General features: G+C 52.7%; 12 protein-coding genes, 1 tRNA gene and 1 pseudogene. 2 read left to right on the top strand and 12 right to left on the bottom strand.

The genetic code is table 11. The features are described 5' to 3' along the window. The 7 genes and pseudogenes from truB to scpB all read right to left on the bottom strand — a co-directional run. Positions 1-816: a tRNA pseudouridine(55) synthase TruB gene (gene truB / locus AC8GE9_RS04780; RefSeq protein WP_506675972.1), complete on the bottom strand. Its 816-nt coding sequence runs from the start codon at positions 814-816 to the stop codon at positions 1-3. A 24-nt stretch (positions 817-840) separates the two neighbouring features. Continuing rightward, positions 841-1,242, bottom strand: a complete 402-nt coding sequence (gene rbfA / locus AC8GE9_RS04775) for a 30S ribosome-binding factor RbfA (protein ID WP_506675971.1) — start codon at positions 1,240-1,242, stop codon at positions 841-843. A gap of 9 nt (positions 1,243-1,251) precedes the next feature. Further along, on the bottom strand, positions 1,252-4,296 hold the full coding sequence (gene infB, locus AC8GE9_RS04770; RefSeq protein ID WP_506675970.1) for a translation initiation factor IF-2: 3,045 nt from the start codon (positions 4,294-4,296) through the stop codon (positions 1,252-1,254). Positions 4,297-4,374: 78 nt separating this feature from the next. Continuing rightward, positions 4,375-5,853, bottom strand: coding sequence for a transcription termination factor NusA (gene nusA / locus AC8GE9_RS04765; RefSeq protein ID WP_506675969.1), 1,479 nt, complete (start codon positions 5,851-5,853; stop codon positions 4,375-4,377). Next, entirely contained in the window at positions 5,850-6,344 is a 495-nt protein-coding gene (gene rimP, locus AC8GE9_RS04760) for a ribosome maturation factor RimP (RefSeq protein ID WP_506675968.1), read from the bottom strand. The genes nusA and rimP overlap by 4 nt, the downstream gene beginning before the upstream one ends. 255 nt (positions 6,345-6,599) lie before the next feature. Next, positions 6,600-8,465 (bottom strand): pseudouridine synthase, encoded by a 1,866-nt coding sequence (locus tag AC8GE9_RS04755; protein ID WP_506676316.1) that lies wholly within the window; start codon positions 8,463-8,465, stop codon positions 6,600-6,602. Positions 8,466-8,809: 344 nt separating this feature from the next. After that, positions 8,810-9,421 (bottom strand): annotated as a pseudogene (gene scpB, locus AC8GE9_RS04750) (SMC-Scp complex subunit ScpB); the annotation flags it as partial. Positions 9,422-9,703: 282 nt separating this feature from the next. Between scpB and AC8GE9_RS04745 the strand changes: the two are divergent. Further along, a tRNA-Met gene (locus AC8GE9_RS04745) sits at positions 9,704-9,780 on the top strand. 479 nt (positions 9,781-10,259) lie between these two features. Here the strand turns inward: AC8GE9_RS04745 and AC8GE9_RS04740 are convergent. Together AC8GE9_RS04740 and AC8GE9_RS04735 are read right to left on the bottom strand one after the other, a co-directional pair. Beyond that, complete coding sequence (locus AC8GE9_RS04740) at positions 10,260-10,922, bottom strand: hypothetical protein (protein ID WP_506675967.1); 663 nt, start codon at positions 10,920-10,922, stop codon at positions 10,260-10,262. Beyond that, positions 10,922-11,716 (bottom strand): enoyl-CoA hydratase/isomerase family protein, encoded by a 795-nt coding sequence (locus AC8GE9_RS04735; RefSeq protein ID WP_506675966.1) that lies wholly within the window; start codon positions 11,714-11,716, stop codon positions 10,922-10,924. Before AC8GE9_RS04735 ends, AC8GE9_RS04740 begins: the two co-directional genes overlap by 1 nt. A 196-nt stretch (positions 11,717-11,912) precedes the next feature. On the opposite strand from AC8GE9_RS04735, the gene AC8GE9_RS04730 reads away from it, so the two are divergent. Continuing rightward, positions 11,913-12,605 carry a nitroreductase family protein gene (locus tag AC8GE9_RS04730; protein ID WP_506675965.1) on the top strand — a complete coding sequence of 231 codons (693 nt, stop codon included), beginning with the start codon at positions 11,913-11,915 and terminating at the stop codon, positions 12,603-12,605. 28 nt (positions 12,606-12,633) lie between these two features. Here the strand turns inward: AC8GE9_RS04730 and AC8GE9_RS04725 are convergent, their stop codons facing one another. Genes AC8GE9_RS04725 through AC8GE9_RS04715 form a run of 3 tightly spaced genes read right to left on the bottom strand, consistent with a single transcriptional unit; the run spans position 12,634 to position 15,313 of the window. Beyond that, positions 12,634-13,524: an isocitrate lyase/PEP mutase family protein gene (locus AC8GE9_RS04725; protein ID WP_506675964.1), complete on the bottom strand. Its 891-nt coding sequence runs from the start codon at positions 13,522-13,524 to the stop codon at positions 12,634-12,636. Beyond that, entirely contained in the window at positions 13,521-14,033 is a 513-nt protein-coding gene (locus AC8GE9_RS04720; protein WP_506675963.1) for a LeuD/DmdB family oxidoreductase small subunit, read from the bottom strand. Before AC8GE9_RS04720 ends, AC8GE9_RS04725 begins: the two co-directional genes overlap by 4 nt. Further along, complete coding sequence (locus AC8GE9_RS04715) at positions 14,030-15,313, bottom strand: 3-isopropylmalate dehydratase large subunit (protein WP_506675962.1); 1,284 nt, start codon at positions 15,311-15,313, stop codon at positions 14,030-14,032. The genes AC8GE9_RS04720 and AC8GE9_RS04715 overlap by 4 nt, the downstream gene beginning before the upstream one ends. Positions 15,314-15,328: the final 15 nt, after the last annotated feature.

The following is a 15,328-nucleotide window of genomic DNA, read 5'->3' as shown; positions in this document are numbered from 1 at the left end:
TTAATAAGACTGAGCAGACACATCGTCTGCAGGTGATACATGAATGGAACCAGGCAAAACAGCACCTGGCGAAGCTGTACTTTTTTTCGCTGGCACAAGCTCAGCGGGTAAATCTTCCATCGCGATCAAGACACTCTCAGGTGACTCCATCGTCTGTAAGGTTTCTAACTCAATCGCTTCATCAAGCGAAAAAGGACCCACTTGAGTGCGCCGCAAAGCAGATAAATGTGCAAAACAACCCAATTCACGACCAATGTCTTGTGCCAGCGTCCGGATATATGTACCTTTTGTACATAACACCTGTATGACAGCCGTCATTGGCGTCATGCTCAGCAATTCAAGTTGCCGGATCGTGATCTCTCTGGGCTCGCGCTCAAGAACAATCCCTTGACGTGCGTACTCATAGAGCGGCTTTCCATCTCGTTTTAACGCAGACACCATTGGAGGAATCTGCATTTGAGTTCCCATAAAGCGCTCAAGCACAGGACGCAATGCCGCTTCAGTGACGCCAGAAAAATCTGCTGAGGCTTGGTTGACAACAATACCAGTCAAGTCTCCAGAGTCCGTTTCACGACCAAACGCGATCGTGGCGCAATAACCCTTGTCTGCACTCAACATGGCACTCGCAATCTTGGTGGCGCGTCCCATGCAGCACACTAACAAACCTGTTGCAAACGGATCGAGCGTACCAGTATGACCCGCTTTCTGGGCATCCATGGCATGTTTAGCGCGTTGAAGCGCGTGATTACTCGACAACCCTACAGGCTTGTCCAGCAACAACACACCATCGAGCACGCGCCCGCGTTTTTTAGCCATCGTCAGTTTTCCAAAACGACAGCCTTAAGGCTTGTCATCAGGCTCGTCAGGGAGTCCAGCGTATTGACCAGGCAGATTCGCCTGATCAATCAATGCGGACATCGCGATACCATGCTTGAGACGCGGATCATGAAAGAAGTGCAGTGTCGGCACCGTGTGGATATGCAATAACTTGTACAACTGGGAATGAAACCAACCAGCTTTTTCATTGAGGAGCGCCTGAGCCAGCTCTGCCTCACCACCGAGCACCGTAAAGTAGACCTTGGCATGTGCATAATCAGTCGTCAGCTCAATGCCAGAGAGCGTGATTAAACCCACACGACTCATATCGATTTCGCGCTGAACGATAATGGCCAGATCTTTTTGGATCTGGTCAGCGAGCCTTAAATTACGGCCGGGCGAGGTTTTTTGTTTATGACGACTCATTAATGGGCATTAAAGCGTACGAGCCACTTCCCTGATTTCAAAAATTTCGAGTTGATCACCGACTTGCAAGTCGTTGTTACCACGCAAGGTGATACCGCAATCAAAGCCTGACTTCACTTCCTTGGCATCGTCTTTAAAACGACGCAGTGAATCAAGCCAACCCGCCCAATGCACAACGTTGTTACGCAATAAACGTACCTGTGAATCACGACGCACCACACCATCGGTCACCATACAACCTGCGACAGTACCGATGCGCGAGATGGTGTAGACCTCGCGAATTTCGACCATACCGATGATCTCTTCACGCTTTTCAGGCGCCAGCATGCCGGACATGGCAAGCTTGATCTCATCGACAGCGTCATAAATGATGTTGTAGTAGCGGATATCCACGCCGTTGTTTTCAGCCAGCTTTTTAGAGCTCGCATCTGCGCGGACGTTAAAGCCAATCATGACCGCACCTGAGGCAATCGCCAAGTTGACATCACTTTCTGAGATGCCACCAACCGCGGCATGAACCACTTGAACACGGACTTCTTCGGTCGAGAGCTTAAGCAAGGAAGCCACCAAGGCCTCTTGAGAGCCCTGTACGTCTGTTTTGACGATCAAGGAAAGAGTCTGCGAGCCTTCGACGACATTTTCAAACATCGACTCAAGCTTAGCGGCTTGTTGACGTGCGAGTTTGACGTCGCGGAACTTACCTTGACGGAAGAGCGCGATCTCGCGAGCGCGACGTTCATCGGCTAAGGACATCATCTCATCACCCGCGGCAGGAACCTCGGTCAATCCTTGAATTTCAACGGGAATCGAGGGTCCCGCTGATTGGATGGGTTTGCCATTTTCGTCGAGCATGGCTCGCACTCGACCATAACTGGAACCTGCAAGCACAACATCTCCACGATGTAAGGTGCCACTTTGTATCAAAATAGTTGCCACTGGACCGCGGCCCTTGTCGAGGCGTGCTTCGATCACGATGCCTTTGGCAGGTGCATCAACAGCCGCTTTCAGCTCAAGCACTTCAGCTTGTAGCAAGACGTTCTCGAGCAATTCATCGATGCCCTGGCCAGTCTTGGCCGATACTGAAATAAAGGGTACATCACCACCGTATTCCTCGGGGACCACTTCCTCAACCACCAGCTCTTGCTTGACGCGCTCGGGATTGGCATCGGGCTTGTCAATTTTGTTGACGGCGACAACAAGTGGCACACCCGCGGCTTTCGCGTGGTGAATGGCTTCTTTGGTCTGAGGCATCACGCCATCATCGGCCGCGACCACCAAAATCACAATATCAGTTGCCTTGGCACCACGGGCACGCATTGCCGTAAATGCCTCATGTCCTGGTGTGTCTAAAAACGTCACCATGCCACGTTCGGTCTGAACATGGTAGGCACCGATGTGCTGCGTAATACCGCCGGCTTCGCCAGAAGCAACCTTCGCGCGACGAATGTAATCAAGCAACGAAGTTTTACCGTGATCAACGTGGCCCATCACCGTCACAACCGGAGCACGCGAAAGCAATTGAACGTCCTCATGAGGAACGGATTCGTCGAGGAACGCCTCAGGATCATCGAGCTTGGCTGCGATGGCTTTGTGGCCTAACTCCTCGACCACAATCATCGCGGTTTCTTGATCGAGCACTTGATTGATGGTGACCATCTGACCAAGCTTCATCAAATGCTTAATGACTTCACCCGCTTTCACGGACATTTTGTGCGCTAAATCTGCAACGCTAATTGTTTCAGGAACGTGAATTTCACGGGCGATAAACTCAACCGGTGCGGGCTCACGACGATCTTGTACGACATTGTTCGCACCACGTGCGCCTTTTTTGCCACCGGATTTACTTTTGCCACCCGCACGCCAACCTTCGCGGCCAGGTGCAGCAGGCGCATCACGCTTTTCTGCAGGTTTTTTACGCGAGGCATCGTCAGTCCAAGTCGAGGCGATTTCACCAGACTTCAGAACCTTTTTACCGCCGCCATCCGAAGCGCCGTCTTTCTTGGCACCCTTGGTTGCTCCAGGGGTGCCAGTCGGCTTATGCAAAGTCCCCAAAAGCGGTGCCGCCTCTGGCTCTGCTGGACGTACAACTTTGCGAGGACGATTCAACATATTACGCAGAGCAGCGGCCTCAGCTTCAGAAGCCCGTCTTGCCTCATCGCGGGCTTCACCCTCGACAGGCAAGGCATGCGCAGGAGGCACGGCACGACCACGCATCGGTTTAGCTGGTTTGACGATTTCGTCTTCGGGCGTTGACGTCGCAGGAACATCTGCAGCAGCGCTCACCACAGGAGTTTCGTCTTTCGATTCAACAGCGGAGATCTGCGGTGACTCTGGCTCGACTGGGGCAGAAGAGTGCTCTTGGACGACTGCTGAACCCTCAGCTCCAGGATCCTTGACGGTCGTTGTTGGAGGCGTTGATTCCAAAACAGCGTCCACAGCAGAGGCTACACGTTCGGACTTTACGGCCTCAGAGGATTCTGGGGTCGCTGGAGGTGTTTTGGCATCAATGGTCAGAGCGGGTTGCTCAAGCGTCGACGCATTGGAAACGGACTTAGAAACAGCAGAGTCCTCAACGATTGTTGACTCTGGAAGATAAGTTTGCGTCTTTTCGATATCATCAGCCGAAACAGAGACTGGCGTGGAAACCTGAGCGGACTCATTGACCTTGACAGGTGCAGCGATCAGGTCATTTTGCTCGACTTGGGTTGCACGCTCCTGCTCGACAGGAATGGCAGCGGAGACATCACCCGCTTCGGGTGCGTCACGTTTGACGAACACACGCTTTTTACGGACTTCGACTTGGATCGTTCGCGAACGGCCAGAGCCGTCAGCTTGACGAATTTCGGAAGTTTGGCGTCGGGTCAAGGTAATCTTTTTACCCTCGGTCGCCCCATGCGAGCGACGAAGAGACTCGAGCAAGCGAGCCTTATCGCCATCAGTGACGTTGTCTTCCACTGAGTTGAGTATGACACCCGCAGCGCGCAGCTGATCTAACAGCACGTTGGCAGGCATTTTCAGCTCGATAGCGAACTGGGCGACTGTATTACTCGACATTAGACTCTCTCTTACCTATTTACAGCGTGACAACTTCAAGTACGGGGCGACCGATGCCGCCCGACCGACTTTTTATTTTTACTGATCTTCAAACCAGTGCGCACGGGCAGCCATAATGAAACCACTCGCAGCGCTTTCATCGAGGTCTGACATTTCACATAGCTCGTCCGTCGCCAACTCAGCCAACTCATCACGCGTGGTGACTCCGCCAATAGCGAGCTTGGCCACAAGCTCAGGCGTCATGCCCTCAAGCGTTAGCAAATCCTGAGCCGTCTCGACACGCTCTTCTTGAGCGATTGCCTCGGTCAGCAATGCATTGCGCGCGCGAGTACGCAACTCATTGATCGTGTCCTCATCGAAGGACTCAATTTCCAATAATTCTTGCATTGGCACATAGGCGATTTCTTCGAGTCCAGTGAAACCCTCATCGATGAGGATATCGGCCACTTCTTCGTCGACATCCAGTCGTGACATAAAGGTGCTGCGGAGTTGAGTACGCTCGATCTCTTGTCTGTTCTGACTTTCTTCGGGTGTCATGATGTTGATCTGCCAACCCGTCAGCTCAGAGGCGAGTCGGACGTTTTGACCTTTTGAGCCAATCGCCTTAGGTAGATTTTCCTCATCAACGACGACGTCCATGGCGTGACGATCTTCGTCCACCACAATTGACTCCACGTTTGCTGGAGCGAGCGCGCCGATCACAAACTCTGCGGGATCGTCAGACCACAAGACGATATCAACTTGCTCACCGCCGAGCTCATTACGCACCGCGGTGACACGCGAACCGCGCATTCCAACGCAAGTGCCAATGGGATCAATGCGCTTGTCGTAAGCCACCACGGCAATCTTGGCGCGAACACCTGGATCGCGAGCGGCACCTTTGATTTCCAAGAGGCCCTGCTCAATCTCGGGCACTTCATTTTCAAAAAGTTGACGAATGAAGTCAGGCGCGGTGCGGGACAAGATGACTTGTTGGCCACGCGCAGTGCGGTCGACCTTCAGTACCCAAGCGCGCACGCGATCACCGACGCGCAAGTTTTCCTTGGGGATCATTTCACTACGCGGAAGCCGCGCTTCGATCTTGCCCGTCTCTACGATCACATCGCCTTTGTCCATCCTCTTGATGGAGCCCGATACGATCATTTCGCCGCGGTCTAGAAAATCACTGAGAATTTGCTCGCGTTCTGCGTCGCGAATGCGCTGCAGGATCGCCTGTTTGGCAGCCTGAGCGCCGATACGTCCGAACTCGATAGGCTCGAGTGCTTCTTCGATGTACTCACCGACCTCAATATCGGAGACAACTTCACGCGCATCAGAGAGCATCTCTTGCTGATCAGGCTCTTGGAGGCCGAGTTCGTCAGGAACGACCAACCAGCGACGAAATCCATCGTGCTCTCCGGTTGTCCGGTTCACGGAAACTCGAATATCGGCGTCCTCTTTAAAGCGCTTTTTCATGGCCGAAGCCAAAGCACCTTCGAGTGCGTCGAACACGACGTCTCGTGTCACGTTTTTTTCACGCGCCAACGCGTCTACTAACAGAAGAATTTCGCGACTCATCGCTTTTTGCCCTTGAAATCCAGAACAGGATTAAGCTTGGCGCGCTCTACGTCCGAAAACGCAAATGCAACCTGCCGAATCTCGCCCTTTTTTGCCTCAAACTCAATACCGAAAGGCAAAAGCGCCTCGGTACCCGCAATGCCGGCGGAGCCACTTAGATCCACCAACTCACCTGAAAAAACTTTTTGATTGTCAACAGCCTCGCACAGCTTGATCTCGACACGCTCACCAACAAAACGTTTGAAATCCGCTTCGGTTTTTAAAGGTCGATCGACACCTGGAGAACCGACTTCAAGCCTACGATAATCAATGTTTTCAACCTCGAAAACACGCGACAAATGTTTTGAAACTTGCTCGCAGTCTTCGATGCGAATGCCCTCTGGCCGATCAATCGTGACACGCAAAAGACCAAGCGCTGCGCGTTCAATATCGACGAACTCGACATCCATGGAGGCTAAAGCCTGCTGCGAAATTGTAAAAAGATCTGCCATACGTCCAAAAAAAAAGGGCTGAAGACAGCCCGTTTACAAAAAAAATACCTTGCCCGCAGGCAATAGTGCATCGACCTTGTCAAACCGACCATGTCAGACCCACTATATCAATCCAACTATGTCAATGCTTGATAGCCCTAGATTCTAGCATGATCAGGGAAAAAAGTCTTGTTGCAGCAACGATTTACGTCAAATGAATGCACAATAAAAGACCTTCATCCCCGATCAGGTTAAGATATATTTAATTCGACAGGCTTAGCGATTACCTCGGGGTGTTTTTGTAAAACCAAGACGGGACTCGTGCGCGGAAGCACCTCGAGGCTGCCAATCATCCCCTTTAGGCGCGGAACGGCCCGCACCACCGGGCTGCCCTTGCTGGGGGCGACCACCGGGTTTGCCTGGGCCACGACCGCCTTGCTTTGGAGGACGACCCTGTCCTCCCGAACCTGCTGCAGCACCCGGCCCTCGAGGACGCCCTTGGCCAGACTCGCGGCTGAAGTCCCGCCCCTGGTCGGGTGCCACACCCGGCACAAATTCGCGCGGTGCCGGGGAGCCTTGACCCGCTTGGGTACCAGATCCTTGAGGACTACGACCGCTAGGACGACTTGGGCGACCTGGGCGCGCTGCAGCTTTCGGCCCCTTTTTGTTGCCCCCTGGACTGGCACCTGGGCCGCGCGATCCAGGACCCTGTGGTCCGGAGGGTTTGACACGGCCTCCTCCTCGACCAACACTCTGCCCCCCTTGAGGATGACCATTGGCATAACCGCCACCCACTGTCAGCGCAGTTGGAGCACGCTCAGTCGGGTGCACAAAGGGCTCGGGTTTTCCAGAGCGGCCACCTTGAACGTTGCCGCGCCGTCCCATTTTGGCGCCATGCGTCCCGTTTCTATCCAGCGTACCAAAACCAGGTGGCAAGGCGCTGTCATGCGAAACCGGCTGCTTGGGCTGCCGGGAGCGGCCCTCGGTCGAGTCATCATCGCGCAACAACCCAACTTGGACCATCAGCGCCGACACAAGTTTGGAATCTAGCTCTTCCCAACGACCGCGACGCAGCGTGGTAGGAAGCACAATATCACCAAAACGCGTCCGAATCAGGCGACTTACTGTCAGACCCACGGATTCAAACATACGGCGAACTTCACGATTTCGACCCTCATTCAAGGTCACGCGATACCATCGGTTACTGCCCTCGCCACCAATGAATTCGATCATGCCAAAGCTAGCAGGACCATCATCGAGGGTCACACCGTCCAGCAATGACTGTCGCTGCTCGGGACCGAGCTCTCCGAGCACGCGAACAGCGTACTCGCGTTCATTGCCATAACGGGGATGCAACAAGCGATTAGAGAGATCGCCGGACGTTGTAAAAATCAACAAGCCTTCTGTATTTAGATCGAGACGGCCAATCGAAAGCCATTTACCCACCTTCATTTTAGGGAGGCGCGAAAAGACGTTGGCGCGTCCATCAGGATCATCGTGGCTCACAATTTCACCAGCAGGCTTATGATAAAGAATCACACGCGGTGGTTTTTTTGTGTTGGTTCGGGTGATGGGTTTACCATTGACACGCACAGCATCATTGACGCCAACACGTTGACCGATATGAGCAGGCTCGCCATTGACGGATACGCGTCCGGCGATGATGAGTTCTTCCATTTCGCGACGCGAGCCAATTCCGGCATCTGCCAACACCTTGTGAAGTTTAGGCATCAACACGTCACTGTTCAAATACTTGTTCAGACGTTGTTCAATCCGTTCCGTCTGACGCAAATAGGAAAGCGCCTCTTCAGCTTCTTTTTCTGCCTCGACTGGGTCACCGAAATCGGCGACATCACTTGCAACTTCGTCAAACGACACGAAATCTGCGCGGGCCGCATCGCTAGAGCCATCAGACTGCCGAGTCGCTTCGGGCGAATCACTGCGGCGTCGACGAAACGGCGTGCGAAGTTTTCGTCCGCGAGGCTTAGGTGAAGTCGAAGACCCGCCTGCAGACGCCTCGCTCTCAGCACGCGCACCTTGCTCACTCACATTGTCGGGCTCATTCGGAACGAAGGCAACTGGAACACTTGAAACTGCAAAATCGGCAACGCTCACCGGTTGTGTAGTATCAGCAGACTGCATGTCGATTTGCTGGGCTTCAGTGTGCGAGCCTTCCGCACTTTTTGCTACGCGAGGCTGCCTTGGTTTGCGCGGGGGCTTCGCGGCAGCTACGCTCACGGCTTGCGCCGAAGACTCAACAGATGCTGCGGCATCTTCAACTTCAACAACACGCACAGTCTTGCGCGCCGGTGTTTTGCGCGCCGGTGTTTTGCGAGCGGCCGTTGTGCTAGTGACCGTTTTGCTAGCAGCTGTTTTGCGAGGGGCCTTTTTAACAACCACAACGCCTTCTTGTTGGGCGTTCAGGATGGCATCTTCAGTATTCGGTTTAGTCACTTGGACTCCAGGTTTGGATGATTTGTATTTTGTTCTGGCTCGCTTTGACTTGCGAGATCTAATGGCATGGAATCATGGTTAGTCACTTCTAACTGCTCGGCCTCGCTGGAAGCCTCTTGAATCGGCTTTGTCGCGCCAGTAGAAAGTGGAGCAGCCTCTAAGGTCAGCGATTGCAAAGCTTCTGACATTTCGGCAGCGCCGAGGGCAGGCAACTCATCGAGAGCACGTAAACCAAGATCATCCAAAAATTGCTTGGTTGTCCCCAACAAACCGGGACGACCGGGACCATCACGATGACCGATCACCTCAACCCAGCCCCGATCTTCGAGCGTTTTGATGATTTGGGAGGAAACCGTCACACCCCGAATATCCTCAATGTCGCCGCGGGTGACCGGTTGACGCCAAGCGATAATCGCTAAGGTTTCCATCACGGCGCGCGAGTACTTTGGAACGCGTTCGGGGCTCAGTCTTTCAAGATACCGCTGCATCGAAGCGCGGCTCTGAAAGCGCCAGCCCGAAGCAAGTTCGACAAGCTCCATACCGCGATCAAGCCAATCTTGCTGAATCGACTCTAAAACATCGGTCAATCGCTTTGAGGATTGCGACTCTTCTTCAAAAAGTTTGCGCAATTCAGAAAGTGGCATCGGACTCGATGCACATAATAGCGCTGCCTCAAGCACGCGCTTGGCGGTTTCTATTTCGAATGCGTCATCTGAGTCGCTGTGGTCCTGAACAGTCAGTGCACCTTGTTGGTGCTCGTTGTCATCGGATTGCACCTCGCTAATCTCGGTATCGCATTGATGATTATGCGGATCTTGTGCATCGTTCTGCATGTCTTGCGGATCGTTCATGAATACTCTTTTCCTGTACAAGCCATTAGGCAACTTGTCCCGAAACGGGAACTACGCTATACTTCATTCTTCAGACGCGGGGTGGAGCAGTCTGGCAGCTCGTCGGGCTCATAACCCGAAGGTCGTAGGTTCAAATCCTGCCCCCGCAACCAAATACAACTGGTCGATCGCTTTTGGCGCTCGGCCAGTTTTATTTTGTACTCATCTGGCATCACAGCGCTGGCATCACAGCGCATCTCGAAATAAAGAATGCATCAAAAAACCGCATCAAAATACTGCAGCAAGTTTATCTAGCCGTAAGCACAACAAAGGCATGGTTAAAAAGAACCGTTGCTAATGGAGCGTTACGATTTATAAGCTGGGGTAAAAACCACCGCAAACGGCACAACGCTTGGACGTGTAGTCGTTGATCACGGATACATCAAATGGTTTGCGCGATCTGACCAGCACTGAGCCGGGCAATCAAAGCCTTAGGTTTCAAGGTCTTATATGTTTGTCATGCTTTCGCATGTTTAATTTGGGTGACACCCAAGGAATTTATCTTTCTATAAATGCATTCTAACGCATTGCCCTAGATAACTTCAAGCTTTTGAGACATCTATTTGTCGTTTATGCCCAATACAAGCATCTTTTACAACAAATTCAAGTTTGAGACCCCGTCTGCACTGAGATAAAACACTTCTTTATAAGGAAGCTCTTGTTTAACTTGCGCAGACCAATTGTTGAATTGCTCTGCGTTAAATTGCGCCTGTGGCAGAGATAGGATCAAGATCTGCCGCGATTGATTGCTGACGGGATCAAGCCCCTTAAGACCCATTAGGTACGCTTGCCACTCGCCGGTTTTTTGTAAAAATGCATCGGAGGGTTGTGACGGACACACGACCCTAAACGTCATTTGATGAAAATAACGTTGACCCAAAAAAGGAGTGTGTCTCAAGGTATGTGCCAATTGGGACGGTTCGATCGAGTCGGATTCGATCAACACACGGTCTAATCGTTTGGACCGATCATTTAATGCTTGAAAAAAAATCTGACGCAGAGCGTCTCCGAGTGCCCCATGCATGCCGCAGCAAAGGCAGCTGTCTTGTGCGGTGAAGTCAACACGCGGTAACTCGATTAATCGAGCATGCCTGATTGGATCGAGCGTATCTTGTTTGACGCCAATCACGACAGAGTCGGAAAAATCCTGCTGCGCAATTAGCAGGTTGAGAAAAAAACGTGTCGCCGTCAGGCACTCGCCCAAGACTAAAACAATAGGAATGCTCCCGGCTTGCCGGGATGTTTGGAACAACATCAGTCCAAGCTACCAGGCCACTGAAACGCAGAAGGTTTTTTATTTAAAAATCGCTGAACTGCATCCGTATGCCATTGGCTGGTGCGCGCGACAGCTTGTGCATCGGCTTCGATATCCATCATTGCATCAAGTGAACTATTCATTGATACATTCATTGCGCGCTTGGTCATGGCAAGCGCTGCGGGCGCGGCGAGTGCGAAACATCGGGCCATTTGCTGAGCCCTTTCAAGAACACGTCCTTGCGGCAATACCTCTAGCACAATGCCTAATGCCTGCGCCTGCTCGGCGGTGAGTTCACGCGCGGAAAAGGCAAGCTCTTTGGCGCGCTGCGTACCCACAATCCGCGGGAGAGTATAAAAAGCCGCGCAATCAGGCACGAGACCTAAACGCATAAAAGACATACAGAACCGGCTCGAAGAGTCGGCCAGCACAATATCCGCCGTCAACGCGAGACTAAAGCCTGCGCCGTAAGCCGCACCCTCGACCGCCGAGATCACAGGTATTTCTAGTCTAAGCAAGGTTTCAATCCACGAAAGATAGTCGTGACGCATCCGATGACGTCCATCCTCTGGTGCTAACGTACCGGCCCCCATCACGCTGATATCACCACCGGCGCAAAATGTACCGCCCGCTCCTGTAATAATCAGCGCACGTAAATCTCGTTGTTGCGGAAGCGAAAACACGACCTCTTTGAGTTCTTCACGCATGACGGCATCAATCGCATTCTTGCGATTGGGCCGATTCAACGTCAGCGTGCCGACACCCTCTTGCACTTCAAACTGGATTGTTTCCAAAACCTTTACTCCTAAGGAAGTGTTGACGCTTATCTAAGTCGGCAAGCCTCAACACATGTTTAGCGATCATTTCTTTTTGTACCATGAATCATCAGCGACTTCTCAATGCTATTTTTTGCGGTTTTATGTTGGATCGTTTGTCCTCAAAATGTAATACAGTAACGGGAGCTCATTTACCCTCAAGAGAACCAGCATAATGATTCAGAACAACGAACAAAAAATTGTCGATCATGCGATCACCTCCCGTCATTCGATGCGGGCATTTTTACCGACCCCAGTCGCGCGCGAAGACATAGAACTCATGCTTGATGTGGCGGCGCGCGCACCCTCCGGCTCAAACACACAACCTTGGAAGGTGTATGTGTTGACAGGGGATATCAAACAACGCGTATCGGAGGCGATCCTAGAGATTTACAACGACAAGGCTCAGTTTGAGGCGCTCACAGAGGACTATAAATATTATCCGACTCAGTGGGACTCCCCTTATATTGAGCGTCGCCGCACAGTCGGACTTGATCTCTACAAATTGCTGGGACTCGGTCGAGAAGACAAATCCGGCATGCATGCTCAGCATGCCCGCAACTACACGTTTTTCGATGCGCCTGTTGGCCTATTTTTCACCATCGACAGAACGATGAATACAGGCTCTTGGCTCGATTTCGGCTGTTTCCTGCAAAGCCTGATGGTCGCCGCGCGGGGACGCGGACTCGATACGTGCGCGCAAGCCGCGTTCAATCGCTTCCACAACACGATTCGCGCCGTGACCGGCATCCCACAAAGCGAAATAGTGATGTGCGGCTTGGCGCTTGGTTATGCGGACATGTCAAAAATAGAAAATTCGCTGATCAGCGAACGGGAGCCTGTCGCGGGATTCACCAAATTCCTCTAATTTTGCGCTTTGCTTGAGAAAGCATCACTTAGTCAAAGCGCTTTTCCCATGCTTCGATTTCGCTCAAGCCCAACGCCTCGTTGTACTGAGCAGAAGAAAACATCTTGGCTTCATACCCGGCCATATTACCCGCGCTACGCAAATGTGTCAGAGCCCCCACCATGGCATGACCGAATACTCCGCGCGCCATGGCCGGATAAATGGCTAAATCCACGCCTGCTTGCTTGAGGGCTGCAGAAGCAAGGTTGCGAAGGTCTTGAGCGCTATCGATGTTGACGACAACAGGGACGGATACACCTGACTTAATGGCCAGGATATCTTGCAAAATATTAGGATTCGATTTGAGTTCGACAAACACAGCATCCGCACCCGCTTGTGCAAAAGCTTGTGTGCGGCGAATCGCCTCATGCAGGCCAAGGGCTCCAGCTGAGTCTGTGCGTGCGATCAACACAAACTCGGGATCTGAACGGGCCGCGCTCGCGGCGGCGATTTTAGCGACGGCCTCGTCAAAATCAATGACTGTCCGCTCGCCTGGCATCTGAGCGCAACGTTTAGGCGAGACTTGATCTTCCATATGGATCGCGGCAACTCCCGCGGCCTCGAACTCCATGATCGTTCGACGCACATTGACGACATTTCCGTAACCCGTATCCGCGTCACAAATTAGCGGAATATTGACGCTTGCCGCAACACGTCGCGCATGATCTGTCATCAACGTCAGATCCACCAAACCCACATCGGGACGCCCCAGCAAGGTCGCGGAAACGCCATTGCCCGTCATATAAACCGCAGTGAAACCGGCTTGCTCGACGAGTCGGGCTCCGTAACCGTCATAAATGCCAGGCGCAAGCACCGCTTGTACACCCTGCAATTGCTCGCGTAACGAACGACGCTTCTGTGTGGCTGAAATGATTGTCATGCGAAGTTCCAATCTGGATATTTTTGTAAAAAGGGAATCAGCCCACCCATTGCAAGGATCGCGAGGATCTCCGATGGTAAAGGATGCGACTTTTGGAGAACACGACCTTCGCAGCACAACACACCTCTGGCAAGGTCCAGCTCCAGAGACTGTCCCTCAACGATCGACGAAGTGTCGCATTCGAAGACTGGTAAACCGTTGTTTATGGCATTGCGAAAGAACTGACGACCAAAAGATTGGGCAACGATGGCGCGTACCTTCATCTGACGTAACACGTGCGTCGCTTGTTCGCGCGACGAGTTGATGCCAAAGTGCTCGCCAGCCACAAGGATGCCACCACCGTGATGGGCGATGCGAGAGGCGATACCCGGCGACAACTGCTCAAAGGCATGCTGAGCCACATAGGCCACGTCTTTCCCGGGGAGATACTTGTTGGAACAGTTGATATCCGTGTTGACATCATCTCCAAGCAAAAACGAAGACCCCTCGATCAATAAGCCTTGGCTCATGCAGCCGACCTCCAAGTGCCACCCTCAACAAGTCTGGGGTCGGTGATGTAACCCGTCAACGCCGAAGCCGCGACCGTTGCAGCCGAGCCCAGCCAGATATCAGCATTTTTATTTGTCAGCCTGCCCTTGAAATTACGATTGGCTGTCGAAATAACGGTATCACCATCCCCGGGAACCAAGCGATTGGTGATGCCCACACACGTGCCACAGCCAGCAGACTCGAACGAAGCACCTGCTGTCGTCAGGATCTCGATCAATCCTTCTCTGAGCGCAGCCAGATAAATTTGTCTGGATGCCGGTGTCACGATCATCCTCACACCCGGAGCGAGCTTGCGGCCTTTCAAAATCGAAGCGGCTTGGCGGATATCGTCCAGACGCCCGTTCGTGCACGTGCCAATCAAGGCAAATTGAATTTTTTGTTTTTCAATCTGATCGACGCCAACGATGTCATCGACCTCGTGTTTACGCGCCAATTGCGGCGCCAGGTTCGCCACATCGATCGTAAAACGCTCGGCGTAATGGGCGTCACTGTCTGCAAAGGTCGGGCGAGGTGTCTTGGCCCCATGCGCGGCGAGCCATGCGAACGTTTTTTCATCCGCTTCAAGAATCGCCGCCTTGGCACCCAACTCGGCCGCATGATTGCAAAGCGTCATGCGATCATCGATCGCCATCGCACGGACCGCGTCACCCACGTACTCGATCGCATGATAGTTCAGGCCTTCGGCACCAAACTTGCCCAACATCGCCAATGTGATGTCCTTGGCCCAGACCCCGGGCGCAAGCACGCCTTGAAGATCGATGCGCACCGTCTGAGGCACCCTAAACCAAAGCTTGCTGCTCATCATGACTGCGGAGACATCTGTGCCTTCGATGCCTGTTCCAAAAGCGTTGAAGGCGCCATAAGTGACAGAGTGTGTGTCGGTACCCACCACCAAATCACCGCAGGTCAAGTGCCCGCCTTCGGGTAGCACTTGATGGCAAATACCATCGCCAATGTCATACAGACCTGTTCCGCGCTTTGCCGCAAACGCCCTCATCTCGGAATGAATATCTGCCGCCTCCTGATTAGGCGGCGGTGAATAGTGATCGAGAACCAGCGAAGTCTTTTTTGCGAACTGGAGGGGTTGATCGCCGAAACGATCGATCATTTTGATGGTATTGGATGCGCGAGTATCCGTCACCATCGCGTAATCAACCTCTGCCACGACCACCTCACCCGCCTGCACTCGCTCACGCCCAGAGTGTTGCGCGAGAATTTTTTCAACGATGGTTGAGCCCAAGATGCTTCCTGAAAG

It is taken from the genome of Zwartia lucis (genome assembly GCF_965234455.1).
Lineage (GTDB): Bacteria > Pseudomonadota > Gammaproteobacteria > Burkholderiales > Burkholderiaceae_B > Zwartia > Zwartia lucis.
This window is presented reverse-complemented; position numbering and strand designations above follow the sequence as displayed.

Coding starts and splice junctions, on each gene's coding strand:
- AC8GE9_RS04755 (WP_506676316.1), bottom strand. CDS start 8,465: ATGCAGTCTGCTGATACTACACAACCGGTGAGCGTTGCCGATTTTGCA.
- AC8GE9_RS04720 (WP_506675963.1), bottom strand. CDS start 14,033: ATGAGCCAAGGCTTATTGATCGAGGGGTCTTCGTTTTTGCTTGGAGAT.
- rbfA (WP_506675971.1), bottom strand. CDS start 1,242: ATGAGTCGTCATAAACAAAAAACCTCGCCCGGCCGTAATTTAAGGCTC.
- rimP (WP_506675968.1), bottom strand. CDS start 6,344: ATGGCAGATCTTTTTACAATTTCGCAGCAGGCTTTAGCCTCCATGGAT.
- infB (WP_506675970.1), bottom strand. CDS start 4,296: ATGTCGAGTAATACAGTCGCCCAGTTCGCTATCGAGCTGAAAATGCCT.
- AC8GE9_RS04725 (WP_506675964.1), bottom strand. CDS start 13,524: ATGACAATCATTTCAGCCACACAGAAGCGTCGTTCGTTACGCGAGCAA.
- nusA (WP_506675969.1), bottom strand. CDS start 5,853: ATGAGTCGCGAAATTCTTCTGTTAGTAGACGCGTTGGCGCGTGAAAAA.
- truB (WP_506675972.1), bottom strand. CDS start 816: ATGGCTAAAAAACGCGGGCGCGTGCTCGATGGTGTGTTGTTGCTGGAC.
- AC8GE9_RS04740 (WP_506675967.1), bottom strand. CDS start 10,922: ATGTTGTTCCAAACATCCCGGCAAGCCGGGAGCATTCCTATTGTTTTA.
- AC8GE9_RS04730 (WP_506675965.1), top strand. CDS start 11,913: ATGATTCAGAACAACGAACAAAAAATTGTCGATCATGCGATCACCTCC.